A 12,629-nucleotide genomic window follows, 5' to 3' on the forward strand; every position below is an offset into this window, starting at 1 on the left:
GCCCGGGGGAAGGCGCGGCGATTGGAGACAAGCATACCCGGACGACAGGTGAAGAGTGGAGGGGAAGCCACCTCCAGCCGCCCGGAAAACTGCCGTCATTCACGTACAGGCGGAATCCATCGACGTCACCCCTTCAAGAACCAGGTCCCTGGCCACCACCTGCGCTGGGGTGATAGTCGGGACGCTCCCGCGGGCATGACCGATGGCCCGGCCGGGCCTTGAGCCGGCCTGCTACCCTGCGTCGGTTTTCCGCACGAATCCCGATGACGATGCGCCTTTGCCGAAGCCTGCCTGCCACCCTGCTTGCCGCCGCGCTCCTCGGCGGCCCCGCCCTGGCCGCCGACCCGCCGACGCTGGCGCCGTCCGAGCCGCTGACCCTGGCCCAGACCATGGCCGATCCGGACTGGATCGGCCCGCCGGTCGAGGCCGCGTGGTGGAGCTGGGACGGCCGCAGCGTGCAGTACCGTCTCAAGCGCGACGGCTCGCCGGTGCGCGACACCTGGCGCCAGGGCATCGACGGGGGCACCGCACAGATGGTGGATGGCGCCGACCTTGCCGACCTCGATGGCAGACGTCCGGTCTACGACTCCCAGCGCAGGCGCATGGCCTTCGTCCGCAACGGCGATATCTTCGTCCGCGACCTGCACAACGGCGTGCTGACCCAGGTCACCCGCAGCGAGGCCCACGAATCGCGACCGCAGTGGAGCCGCGACGGCAACCTGGTGTTCCGCGCCGGCAACGACTGGTTCCAGTGGCGCGCCGGCCAGGGCATCAGCCAGGCCGCGCTGGTCAAGGCCACCGACGATCCGGGCAAGGCGCCGAAGGCCGACGACCTGCGTGACCGCCAGCTGCGCCTGGTCGAGACCCTGCGCACCGAGCGCGAGCAACGCGACACCCAGCGCGAGCAGGACATGCAATGGCGCGCCGCCGACCCGACCCGTGCGCCGGCCCCGGTATACCTGGGCAAGGACGTGGTGATCGAGGACAGCGTGCTGTCGCCCGACGGTCGCTGGCTGCTGGCAGTCACCCACGCCAAGGGCGACAACGGTGGGCAGCGCGGCAAGATGCCCAAGTACGTCACCGAGTCAGGCTACGAGGAGTTCGAGGAGGTCCGCACCCGGGTCGGCCGCAAGGATCCTCAGCCGCACCGCCTGTGGCTGGTCGAAACGGCAACGGCCAAGGTGAACGAGTTGAAATTCGACGCCCTGCCCGGCATCGGCGACGACCCGCTGGCCTCGCTGCGCAAGGCTGCCGACCAGGACCCGCTCAAGGGCGAGCGCCCGCTGCGGGTGGCGATCGACGGCAGCGGCCCGGCGATCGAATGGAGCGACGACGGCCGCAACGTCGCGGTGATGCTGCGTGCGATCGACAACAAGGATCGCTGGATCGCGACGGTCGACCTGGCCAACGCCAGGCTGCAGCCACGCCATCGCCTCACCGACCCGGCCTGGATCAACTGGCGCTACAACGATTTCGGCTGGACCCCGGACGGCACGTTGTGGTTGTTGTCGGAGCAGAGCGGCTACTCGCACCTGTATGTGATCGAGGGCAACGGCAGACCGCGCGCCCTGACCTCGGGCCGGTGGGAAGTCTCCAGCCCGCAGCTGTCGGCCGACGGTCGCAGCTTCTACTTCACCTGCAACCGCGACTGGCCCGGCGACTACGAAGTCTGCACGGTCGACCGCGACGGCGGCAACGTGCGCGAGGTGACCGCACTGGACGGTGTCGAGGATTTCGCGCTGTCACCGGATGGGACCCGGCTGCTGGTCCGCCATTCCGCCAGCTACCTGCCACCGCAGGTGGCCGTGATCGGCACCGACGGCAGCGGCCTGGCCCGGCTGACCGATACCCGCAAGCCCGCGTTCAAGCACCGCGACTGGATCGAGCCCGAATACGTGCAGGTGCCCAGTCGCCACGGTGCCGATGCCATCTGGGGCAAGTTCTACGGACCGAAGGACTACGTACCGGGCCGCAGCTATCCGATCGTCCTGTTCGTGCACGGCGCCGGCTACCTGCAGAACGTGCACGATCGCTACCCCGTCTACTTCCGCGAGCAGATGTTCCACAACCTGCTGGTCGACAGCGGCTACATCGTGCTCGACCTCGATTACCGCGCCAGCGCCGGCCATGGCCGCGACTGGCGTACCGCAATCTACCGGCAGATGGGCCACCCCGAGCTTGAGGATTACCTCGACGGCATCGAATGGCTGGTCGAACAGAAGCAGGGCGACCGCGACCGCGTCGGCATCTATGGCGGCAGCTACGGCGGCTTCATGGCCTTCATGGCGCTGTTCCGCGAACCGGGCGTGTTCAAGGCCGGCGCTGCCCTGCGCCCGGTCACCGACTGGTCGCAGTACAACCACGAGTACACCAGCAACATCCTCAACACGCCCGAACTCGACCCCGAGGCCTACCAGCGCTCTTCACCCATCGAGTATGCCGAAGGCCTGCAGGACCACCTGCTGATCGCCCACGGCATGATCGACGACAACGTGTTCTACAAGGACTCGGTGATGCTGGCCCAGCGCCTGATCGAACTGCGCAAGGACAAGTGGGAACTGGCCAGCTACCCGATGGAGCGCCACGGCTTCGTGCATCCGGACAGCTGGTATGACGAGTATCGGCGGATTTTCGAGTTGTTCGAGCGGGCGTTGAAGGACGGGGAGTAAATCCAAGGCTGGGCCGGCACTGGGACCACTCGGCCGGCCTCGGTCACCTCGCTCCCCACACATCAAGAAAGCGTCAGGGATTCGCCGGCGGGGGCTGCGTCCGCCCCTCCGCCCGTTCCAGCGCATCCTCCGGCAGCACCTGCGACGGCGGCGGAACCTGGTTCTCGACCGACACAATCTGCACCGCATCCTGTGTATACCTGTTCATTACCTCTTGAATCCGCCGCTGCTTCTTCGATCGCGACCACTTCTTCTTGCCCCTGATCTGGCTCACTTCGCTCATCACCGTCTGCTGCATCGCCTGCAGTGACATGGATGCCGCGCTTGACATACCGCCCAGGCCCGAGGCCGCCGGACACACCCGCGCATACTGCGCCGCCGATACCGGATTGAAATAATACGGGTTGATCACCTGAAATTGCCCCGTCTGCCATACCACCGAAATCCAGCCATCGTACGGCGCGCCGATGGTGCAGAACAGGAAGGGGTTGTTGCCGTAGTGAGTGAGATATTCGAAGCAGCCGCCCCCCCGCCTGGACACATCTGCGCCCGTGCGGGTGCGGGCGCGATCGTGGCCATGGACAGCGCGGTGGCGAGCAAGACAAGAGAGGGACGGAAAGGCTTCATTGCAATCTCCTTGAAAATCAATTGAACAGAGTCATTAACCAACCATGGTTGAACTTGACATGTTTTCGTTGTTGCGGTTACGCCTGAGTCTGCCCCTGTGGCCACCTAGATTCAATGGCCTCCAGCGTCTTCGGACCATCATGCGGTCCACGGCCCACGGCCAGGCCGATCATCGTGACCGCCCGCTCCTTCTCCTTTGATGCGTCGATGTCGTCCTCCGGCGAGCCCTCTTCGCCCGTGATCACCCAGTGGAACCCATTCTTCATGTCCGTGGTCACGTAGCGCGTGATCGGATCGTCGAAGCTTCCGAACGAGATCGCCGCCGTCACGATCAGCACCGCGCGCAGCGTGTTGACCGTCAACTGCATCATCGAATCGCGCATCTGACCGGTCATCACCCGGCACCCCTGCACGAACACCCACAGCGTTAGCAACGTCAGCGCCACCAACTGCACCATCTGCATCACACGGCCGATCACGCCATCACGGGATACACCGATGTCGTGGGACAGGCGATCGAGAACCCTTCCCTACTCTCCGGCGGACTGGAGAGAAGGGAAGTTTGTGATGACAGTAACGCCCATGAGCATCACTGATGCACTGTGATGGTTCTAGCGCGCCATTCCGTCCTGCTGCTGCGCTTGCTGTTGCGCCTCCTGCTCGCGTACGGGATCAGGGCACGGGCGGCAGGCGGCCACATCTCGGTTCCAGGCCTGCTGGGCGGCTGGATCGATCTGGCCTGCGAGCAGGCGGTCGATGGCGGATGTGGCGCCTTGGGCAGCCGTTGTCGGCTGAGTCTGTGACTGCTCTTGCTGCTGTTGCTGGATGGACTCCAGTGTCCTCGGACCAACGATGCCGTCCACCGTCAAGCCATGATCGCGCTGATAGGCACGCACGGCGTGCTCGGTGTTGGCGCCGAAATCGCCATCTGCCGTCAGCGGCTGGCCATTGCGGCCGGTATATCCGAGCGCATGCAGGTCCTGCTGCAACTCCCGGATCGGCTCGCCCTTCTCGCCGTTTCGGAGCACGCCGTCAGCAAGTGGGTCCACGGACGGACGTCGCGCCCCCTGAATTGCACCGATTTCGCCCTGAGCCAGTTGCTCCATGACCTCAGGTGTCAATGTGCGTTGCCATTTCGCAAACTCCGCCTCACGGTGACCGAGGCCGTTGGGCGTGTTTCCCATCGCCCCCGTATTGATGATCGAGCCGGCCTCCCTGACGCTTTCGGGCGCCCGTGCCTGCACGTTCTCCTGCCAGTACCAGATCGCAATCCTGGCCGCATTCTCTGGTTCCGCGGCCAACTCCGGCTGGTTGACCAGATCCAGGTCAAGCGCCTCGCCCGCAGCCCGGTACTGGTTCTTGCCGGTGAGTTGTATATAGCCACGGCCACGATATTCGTAGCCATCACCCGGCTCGTTATTGCCCATCCGGCCGCCGTACATCAACTCCGCCAGCGGCTCCGGACGGCCATCCATCGCCTCTCGCCATGCAGCATTCAGGGCTTCGGGCCCCTGCCGCAAGGCCGACCTCACATTGTTCGAGACGGTTTCGGGACCCCCAGAATACCGGAAGCTCTCGTTGAGCCGGTTCAGGCCACCTGATTCGGCGCTCACCTGCGCCATGAAGTTCGCCAGTTCTCTCGGCGATGTGATTCCCGCCTCGTAGGCGGCGCTCAACAACTGCGTTTCTCGATCTGTTGCCATGTCAGTAACTCCTCATGATTAAAAATGACAAAAGAATCCCTCTTTCATCTACGTTCCAACTTGGTCATGCAGCAAATTTCAGGGAAGCACCACCTCCTGGATCATTGAAGGGTCAAAGTCAGCGAAGGAAATTTGCCCGAAATCCTCCGACGTAAAGGTCTTCGACACACTCTCTTCCGATATCTGGTCGTAGGCGTTACGTTCCGCCTTCTGCAGGTACCAGTCATTCGACTGGACCGAATGCTGGAACACATACTCAGCCGACCATCGCTGGCGCGAGCCGCCCTCGATCACGACAGTGAATTTACCCGGTTCGACACGGATATACCCGAAAGGATCGCCCATCAACCCGCCACACTTTGCGCAGGGCACCAGAGCATCGTTCTGCGTAACTTTCTGCAGCTGACCATCCGCATCCCGGATCAACAGCATGGTCACGCGAGGGGGTAAATCGTTGGACTGCTCGTCATCACGCGGGAGATCGACGACAGCCACTACATCCTCAATTCCATCGCCATTGAGATCGCCGGTTTGCGAGGCCAGCAAACTGCCGCCCGCCGGGATGAAGTCTTCTACATTGCCCATGGTTGGTATCTGATCCTTTTTTGACGACTCGGCTGACAACAAATTTTCCATGTTTGCAGCATCGATCTGCATGTCACCCTGTTGCTCTGGGCCTTGGCACCCTGCCAGAACAAGCAACAAAACACCCATAGCGGCAAGCCGCTGCGGGTGCTGGATTGATATTAGCTGTTGTTTCATGTCGCGTCCTGTACGTCTAATTAGACTAGGCTATTGTTGCTCTGAACCGGGAAGTAGTGACTTACAAAAAGCGGGTCTGTTGCTACCTGATTGCCCCGCTCTATACCTATGAAAGACAGGCTCGTGTGCAGGCAGAGTAATAAACTTCACCGTTTATATCACTCTCCTCACACCTTGACTGGGCAACCTCAGCGCGCCAATCCGGCCTGCTCGACGGCCTGCTGCTGGGCTTCCTGATCGCGCGTCGGCCCCAGGCGCTCGCGATGCGCTGCCACTTCAAGGTCCCACCCATGCCGCTGACGGGCCGGCTCAAGATTGCCCGCCAGCAGTTGGTCCAGGCGCGCCGTTGCTTCAGCCGCCGCGCTCGGCCGCAGCGGCGGACCGCCCATGTCCGCGCGTGGCAAGGAATCCGGCCACTTGAGTGGACCGTCCGAGTCGAACAGCCCCGACCCTTGTACGCCTTGGCCAGGCCGTGCTCGTGCCGCCTCCAGCGCTTCGCGCGACGCCTGCTCGCGTGCTTCACGCGCCGCAGGTTCGCCGGCCTCGACCGGTCCGCGCAGCCAATCGACGCCGTCCTGCAGCAAGCCGCCCGGGCCGCGGGCCCCGCGGGTGATGCCGCGGCGAATGCCTTCTACGTCACCGCGGTAGTCCTCGATCATCCGGCTGTGCTGGTCCGCCAACTGGCGCGTCTCTGGATCTCGCAGCGTCGATACATCGGGTCGGCCGTCGCCGTCCACGTTCAGGAAGTGGTGCATGCTGTGGGCATCAAACGACCGGCCCGCGGCGAGCAGCGGCATGTCCCGGACCAGTGCGTCCAGAATGCGGTTGTCGTGGTAACCGCTCGTGTGCAGACGTTTAATTTCGTCAGGCTGGGCGTATATCCGCACCTGCCCGTAATGCGGGCTTGCCGCGCTGACCGGGTCGGTGGCCATCACATGATTGAGCACCCTTTCCCCGCCTTCGGGAATGCGACGATCCAGGCTGGCCGCACCGTAGGCATTGAAGGTCTCGCCGCGCAGATCGAAGTGATGCGCCGAGATCTGTGCCAGCGTGCCGCCCAGCGAGTGGCCGGTGACGCTGACTTCGGGAGCCTGCCTTCCGGGCTGGAGACCTTCCCGCTGCGCATACTCCAAGGCCCTGCGTGTCAGTGCGATGGCGTCGTCGGCCTGGACGTTCTGGCGCGTCAGCACCATGCCCGCATCCGTCAGTCCATCACGAAGGGCCTCACGGTCGAACTCCGTACCCCGGTGGGCAACGACGATCTCTCCCGTATCCACCCTCTGGTAGATCGTGCCCTGGTAGCCGTTGCGCGGATTGTCGACATGGTCGACAACTTTATAGCGTGTTCCCTCGATCTCGATGACCTCCCGCCGCGCAGCCAGCTGCGCCATGTCGCCCTGGCGGTCATAGGTGTGGTCGGCCAGATTCGCGTACTGCTGACTGTTGATCGTCACGGTGTCGCCTCCTTGGCGGTCAGACTGATGCTGAAGAATTCTTCCTGCTTATCGGCAGGAACCTGCGAGAGATCCCCCTGACCTGATGCAGGGAAGCTGTCAAAACCATCTTCGCGCGGATAACGGTTTTTCCAGTAGTAGAGTGTTTTCGCCTGCCCGGCCATCAGCTCATCCTGGAACAGGTCGGCCATGAACAGGGTTTCCTCCTCGGCTCCGGTGGCCTTCAGTTGCACCTGCACGTTCAGGAGCTTCCACCGGCAGACCCCACGATCGTAATAGTCCTCGTCGATCATGCCGTCGGTGAACACCGCGGCCGTGTACTCACCATCCGGCTGGCGCTCGAGCTCGAACGGAATCATGCGCACCGGCACCGGCGAGGTATGTCCACCCGGGTTCTCCTTCGGTGGCGGCAGGCATTCGGTGTTTTCGACGTTGAACTGCATCGTGCCGTGGATCCAGTCGAACTGGCCGGGCGCGTTGTCGATGCGCATCGTCAGACGATGCTTCTGTTGTGGGTCAGGATTCTCTCGGTATTCGGGTTTGGAGTTTTCGCTCATGGATGCACTGCATGCGGTTATGGAGAATAAAAGGGGGGCCGACAGCGCCACTGTCCATCGAGCCTTCGTCATGATTCTGTTGTTCGGCACCATTGCCACCGTGTCTAGATTGAGTGGAATCCAGGGCCAGCTCACGTGCTCCTGCCATCCGGCGAGGATCAACGTCCCTGTTCCGCTTGGATCGTCTGCTGCGCCTGTCGTTGTTCCAGCGCGGACTCCTGCTCGCGTACCGGGTCCGGGCAGGGGCGGCAGGCCGCCACTTCCTGGTCCCAGGCCTGCCGGGCGGCCGGGTCGACCTGGCCGGATGCCAGGCGATCCAGGCGGGACATGGCATCCTGGGCCGCTGGCGACCCCTGGCTCTGCGCCTGTTCCTGCCGTCGTTGCTGCTCAACGGCCTCCAGCGTGCGCGGGCCGGCGATACCGTCCACCTTCAGGCCGTGGTCACGCTGATAGGCACGTACGGCATGTTCGGTGTTTCCGCCGAAGTCGCCGTCCACCGCGAGTGGCTTGCCGTTGCGGCCGGTGTAGCCCAGCTCGTGCAGGCTTTGCTGCAGATCGCGGATGGGTTCACCTTTCTCGCCGCGACGGAGCAGGCCATCAGCCATGGAGGCATGGTTGCCCGTCGCCGGGAGCGTTGGTGCGGCCCGGTTCTGGCCCTGCACCTGCGAGCGGTCGTGCAGCAACTCCCTTGCCTGCGCCAACGGGTCGGTTGCGTACAGCTTGACGCCCCTTGCCTGCTTGCCCTCAAGGTAGTCGTCCAGCCGGGACAGTTCCACGCCCTCGCCGCCACGAGACTGGCTCACCATCAACTCATTCGTGGCCGGATCACGCACGACCATCACGATATGGTCGATGCCCTTGTAGCGCCCCCGGTCCCAGGACTTGGGGCCGTTGTCCTCGCCAATGATCATGCCCTCCTTGAGGGCATCACGGGTGATTTCGCCACCTTCAAGCAGGACACCCGAACGCGCCTGGGCCTTCTGCACGATGGCGGCGGCGGAGTCCCACTCGGGCTTGAAGCGGTCTTCCCGCGCGAACACCGAATGGCCGGCCTTGGCATTGATCTCGTCCATCGTGGCGTTCTGCAGGGTCACGACCCAACCCGAGCAGTCGACCTTGCCACTGGCGGGATCCTTGACCCCGAATCCGTACTTCACATCGTCGTGCTTGATGCTCAGGGCGTGTGCGGCTTCCAGCGCGATTCCGGCACTTGCGACCGGCGCCAAACCAGGAGCAGGCTCCGACGGCACCCGGGCAACGGGCTCGATGCCTTTTTCCGCTATCCGTACCCGATCGAACTTCTCCCCCCAGTACTCGACGAACGTGGCCGCCAACTCGCGGTCGGACAGTTGGCGGAAGTCCGCATGGCTGTGCCCGGTGATGGCCTCGATATCGCGGGAGCTGACGTTGTTCAGGAGATTGGCGCGGGTGCTTTCCAGGCTGAACTGTCCCGTGGCGATCGCTGTCTGCAGGGAGCGATAACCGCCCGCACCCTGCTGGTGCGCCAGATACATGTCCAGGCCATCCGGCTCGGGCTTGCCCGAAAGGTATGGCCGCCCATCGCGTTGGTGGCGGTTGACCAGCTGGTCGCGGTTGTCCAGGTACAGCTGTGCAGCCGCCTGGGTGTTCGCGACGGCATCGAACTCGCGGCCACGGATGCCGTATGCCTCGGCCGTGCCCGGCACGAACTGGAACAGGCCCTTCGCACCGCCGGGGCCACGTGAGGCATGCTCATCGAACTGGCCACCGGTCTCGATATAGGCGAATCGCAGGAAGTCGTCGCGCGGGATGCCCCGTGCATTGGCTTCGCGCTCGATGATGTCCAGGACTTCCTCGCGGGTGTAATCACGCGCCATTTGATGCTCCTTGAGATTGTTGAGGTGCGGCTCTGCCGCATTGCGTCAACCGGGCGAATCCTTTCGCCTTGAGCTCTCGGTCAACCGGGTAAAGCAGAAGTACTACAGATCGTCTGTCAGGTATTTCCGGTTCGCGGCGTCGAAGCTGTACTCGAGGACATCGGACGAGCCCAGAGTCCGCGTCTGCCCGGGGCCATCGACGACGGTGCCATTGCGCTCCACCCGGAGCATCGGCATCGGACTGTCATCCTGCGGGACGAATTGCAGCGTGCCCGAGCTGTTCGCGCACGCCAGCCTGCCCGCGTCCTGGTCACACGAAGCGCTGTTGTCCTCGCCGATATAGACATTGCCCACGTAGGTCCAGTGATGCTCGTCGATCGGCACCTCTTTAGCCGGATTGAACACGAACAGGTCGAATGACTCGATGCGGACGCCCGACTGCAGCGATGAGGTTGGGACGGCAAGCAGCAGACGCCCCTCCCGGGTGCGGAACTCCTGTGCCTTGCGTCCGGGATCGACCTCGTTGCCCTTGTCATGGGCGCCGAACCTGCCGATGTACGGCTCCGCACCGACAAGGCTCCAAGGGGTTTCGCTTCCTTCGTCCGTCAGCAGGAACGTGGCGTTCGACAGGTCGACCTGATCATCCGGCCCCGGGACGTGCTCGCCATCGGCAGGAAAGCGCTCCTGGGTGGCGTAGGCGAATCCGGTGAAGTAGCGCTTGCCATCCAGTTCGAATGAGTGGCCGTACCAGTATGTCGCCCACGCACCGTTCGCAATCTCGTAGGAGACGGCCCCATCGCCGTCCTTCTGGTAGATGAAGTACAGCACTCCATCCGGTGCCGGCGGCTTGATTGCGATGGCTCCGGTGTCGTTTTTTGCGTCCATGGTTACAGCGTCCTGAGTGTTTGATGCATTGTCCGCAATCTCGCTTGACACCATGCGATTGTCCTCTGGGGATCCACCGGTATCACAGCCCGCAAGCAAAGCCGCCGCTGCAAGAAGCGGCGCCGCGACAGAAGAAAACCCGGACATCCCCAAGTATCGGTTCATCATTCCATGCTCACATGTCGACCTGGAAGAACGGCCCATGCCAGCGGCCTCAGCGTGCCAACCCGGCCTGCTCGGCCGCCTGCTCCTGAGCCCGCTGCTGCAGGGACTCCTGCTCGCGCACCGGATCCGGGCACGGTCGGCAAGCGGCCACGTGCTGGTTCCAGGCCTGCTGGGCACTCGGGTCGATCTGGCCGGACGTCAGTCGATCCAGGCGGGATATGGCCTCCTGGACTTCCGGCGATGCCTGCGTCTGCTCCTGCCGCTGTTGTTCGATGGACTCGAGTGTGCGCGGACCGGCGATACCGTCCACTTTCAAGCCATGTTCGCGCTGATAGGCACGTACGGCGTGCCCGGTATTCGCTCCGAAATCGCCATCCAGTGACAGCGGCTTGCCGTCGCGGCCGGTGTAGCCCAGCTCGTGCAGGCTTTGCTGCAACTCGCGGATGGGATCGCCTTTCTCGCCGTGACGGAGCAGGCCGTCGGCCAGTGGATCGGTCCTGGCCGCGGACGGCCTCGCCTGTGTCCGCTGCTCCGGATCGATCGCCGTTGCCACTCGCCAGGCCTCATCGGAAGACAAGCCACGATCGATTGCAGCCGCATACCCGGCGCGCATCTGGGTGAGCGCGGCTTCACTCTGTTCAAGGCTGATGTGCGCGCGATTGGCGCCACCGTAGTAACTGCGGCCCTCCTTGTAAGGATCGCCAAAGCTGGCCCACTCACGGGCAAGTCCATGCTGCGCCTGCTCAAGGGTCACCCCCGGCTTGCCTTCGATGTAATCACGGACACCGGGCTGTTTCTGCCGCAGCAGGTAATCCGTGAAGATCCGGTCCTGCAGTTCGGGGGTGAATGCTTCATCGCGGTCCAGCCCCAATCGGGCGACGGCGGCATCCATGGTGCCGGGGATGATCTGATACTTGCCGACGGCGAACAGCCGGTCGGGATCCCGGCGCGGCAGATGCTGCAGGTCCTGGACTTCGCCCAGCGTGAAGCTGGAAAAGTCCATCGGCGCGCCGCCCGCGCGGATGCGCTCATTGCCAGCGGCATCCGTGTACGTGCCACGGTTGTAGGCGTTGTAGCCGGCGGCGCCCGATTCGCCGCGATACATCAGGTCATGGATCGGATTGGCCATGGTGAAACTCCATTTCGTGTCAAGGTCGGTTGAAAAATGACTCGAAGCGTCTCGTCCATAAGTCGTCCTTCGGTCATGACAAGCCGGCTGTCTGGCTTGCACTTGCAGACCGGCCCTTGCATACCGGCCTGCATCCGGCGCGTCACTGCGCCGCGGATGAACGGATCAACTCGTTCGCCCCTCCCACGGCCACCGATCAATGGCAGCCACGGGAGCCTCATTCTACCTGTCTTTCGATTCGACGAACTCCCAGCCTGAAACCTGAAGCCCGGCATCCTCCCCTGTCTCGCTCCAGTACTCCACTTCGCCATACCCTGTTGCTTCAAGAATAGAGGCGCTTTCCGGATGGTGGAACCGTACCAGACAGCGGGCATCGCCACTGCAGGCGTCCAATTCCGGCAGTTCGTCACAGATCCTGCACGCAATCAACCGGGGGTTACTGGCGCAAAAGTCGTCGGCATCCGCACCTGCCAGGTTGGCCCTGCACCCGGGATTGACGACCGGCTTCCAACCCTTGCCCAGAACCAGTCTCCGGAAATCGCCATAGGCCATGCCCGGCTTGAACTGGGCAGCGAGGTCTGTGGCAGGGTCGGGCTTTTCGGACGCAGGGGGGCGATCGCCCATGGTGGACTCCTTGGCTTGAATGCCTGACAGGTCTTGTACTTGCGCTTGCGAGTCAGGCGCCTGTGATGTGTCGCACGCGGCTAGTAATGTCGCCTGAAACAGTAGCGCCACTGTGAGAGCGAGCCGTTGCAGTAGATGTCGGACTGGCTTCTTCTGTTGCTTCATTTCGTGTCCTGCATGTTCCACGAATCAGTGGGC

General features: G+C 63.4%; 10 protein-coding genes and 1 pseudogene. 1 reads left to right on the top strand and 10 read right to left on the bottom strand.

Going from position 1 to position 12,629, the window contains the following annotated elements; genetic code table 11:
• Window positions 1-269 precede the first annotated feature (269 nt).
• The gene (locus tag FKV23_RS15465; protein WP_141624664.1) at window positions 270-2,669 is read left to right on the top strand and encodes an alpha/beta hydrolase family protein; all 2,400 of its coding nucleotides are present in this window, start codon (window positions 270-272) and stop codon (window positions 2,667-2,669) included.
• 73 nt (window positions 2,670-2,742) lie between these two features.
• Here the strand turns inward: FKV23_RS15465 and FKV23_RS15470 are convergent, their stop codons facing one another.
• From FKV23_RS15470 to FKV23_RS15520, 10 genes and pseudogenes are all read right to left on the bottom strand, one after another.
• Window positions 2,743-3,210: a hypothetical protein gene (locus FKV23_RS15470; RefSeq protein ID WP_141624665.1), complete on the bottom strand. Its 468-nt coding sequence runs from the start codon at window positions 3,208-3,210 to the stop codon at window positions 2,743-2,745.
• 163 nt (window positions 3,211-3,373) lie between these two features.
• Entirely contained in the window at window positions 3,374-3,760 is a 387-nt protein-coding gene (locus tag FKV23_RS15475) for a type IV secretion system protein (RefSeq protein ID WP_167285311.1), read from the bottom strand.
• A gap of 147 nt (window positions 3,761-3,907) precedes the next feature.
• The gene (locus FKV23_RS15480) at window positions 3,908-4,999 is read right to left on the bottom strand and encodes a peptidoglycan-binding protein (RefSeq protein ID WP_141624667.1); all 1,092 of its coding nucleotides are present in this window, start codon (window positions 4,997-4,999) and stop codon (window positions 3,908-3,910) included.
• A gap of 78 nt (window positions 5,000-5,077) precedes the next feature.
• Window positions 5,078-5,761, bottom strand: a complete 684-nt coding sequence (locus FKV23_RS15485) for a hypothetical protein (RefSeq protein ID WP_141624668.1) — start codon at window positions 5,759-5,761, stop codon at window positions 5,078-5,080.
• Window positions 5,762-5,949: 188 nt separating this feature from the next.
• Complete coding sequence (locus FKV23_RS15490; protein WP_244244029.1) at window positions 5,950-7,215, bottom strand: alpha/beta hydrolase family protein; 1,266 nt, start codon at window positions 7,213-7,215, stop codon at window positions 5,950-5,952.
• A complete protein-coding gene (locus FKV23_RS15495; RefSeq protein WP_141624669.1) occupies window positions 7,212-7,772 on the bottom strand; it encodes a hypothetical protein in 561 nt (186 codons plus the stop codon). Before FKV23_RS15495 ends, FKV23_RS15490 begins: the two co-directional genes overlap by 4 nt.
• Window positions 7,773-8,080: 308 nt before the next feature.
• Window positions 8,081-9,628, bottom strand: a pseudogene (locus tag FKV23_RS15505) (peptidoglycan-binding protein); the annotation flags it as partial.
• 102 nt (window positions 9,629-9,730) lie between these two features.
• Window positions 9,731-10,513, bottom strand: a complete 783-nt coding sequence (locus tag FKV23_RS15510; RefSeq protein WP_141624670.1) for a hypothetical protein — start codon at window positions 10,511-10,513, stop codon at window positions 9,731-9,733.
• Window positions 10,514-10,727: 214 nt separating this feature from the next.
• Window positions 10,728-11,807, bottom strand: coding sequence for a peptidoglycan-binding protein (locus FKV23_RS15515; protein ID WP_141624671.1), 1,080 nt, complete (start codon window positions 11,805-11,807; stop codon window positions 10,728-10,730).
• Between the two features lie 222 nt (window positions 11,808-12,029).
• Window positions 12,030-12,596: a hypothetical protein gene (locus FKV23_RS15520; RefSeq protein ID WP_141624672.1), complete on the bottom strand. Its 567-nt coding sequence runs from the start codon at window positions 12,594-12,596 to the stop codon at window positions 12,030-12,032.
• Window positions 12,597-12,629: the final 33 nt, after the last annotated feature.

Origin of the sequence: Lysobacter alkalisoli (genome assembly GCF_006547045.1) — a bacterium.
GTDB lineage: Bacteria > Pseudomonadota > Gammaproteobacteria > Xanthomonadales > Xanthomonadaceae > Marilutibacter > Marilutibacter alkalisoli.

Bases quoted from the DNA above. Each gene is read 5' to 3' on its own strand.
- FKV23_RS15465 (WP_141624664.1), top strand. From the start codon at position 270: ATGCGCCTTTGCCGAAGCCTGCCTGCCACCCTGCTTGCCGCCGCGCTC.
- FKV23_RS15475 (WP_167285311.1), bottom strand. From the start codon at position 3,760: ATGCAGATGGTGCAGTTGGTGGCGCTGACGTTGCTAACGCTGTGGGTG.
- FKV23_RS15480 (WP_141624667.1), bottom strand. From the start codon at position 4,999: ATGGCAACAGATCGAGAAACGCAGTTGTTGAGCGCCGCCTACGAGGCG.
- FKV23_RS15485 (WP_141624668.1), bottom strand. From the start codon at position 5,761: ATGAAACAACAGCTAATATCAATCCAGCACCCGCAGCGGCTTGCCGCT.
- FKV23_RS15495 (WP_141624669.1), bottom strand. From the start codon at position 7,772: ATGAGCGAAAACTCCAAACCCGAATACCGAGAGAATCCTGACCCACAA.
- FKV23_RS15510 (WP_141624670.1), bottom strand. From the start codon at position 10,513: ATGGACGCAAAAAACGACACCGGAGCCATCGCAATCAAGCCGCCGGCA.
- FKV23_RS15515 (WP_141624671.1), bottom strand. From the start codon at position 11,807: ATGGCCAATCCGATCCATGACCTGATGTATCGCGGCGAATCGGGCGCC.
- FKV23_RS15520 (WP_141624672.1), bottom strand. From the start codon at position 12,596: ATGAAGCAACAGAAGAAGCCAGTCCGACATCTACTGCAACGGCTCGCT.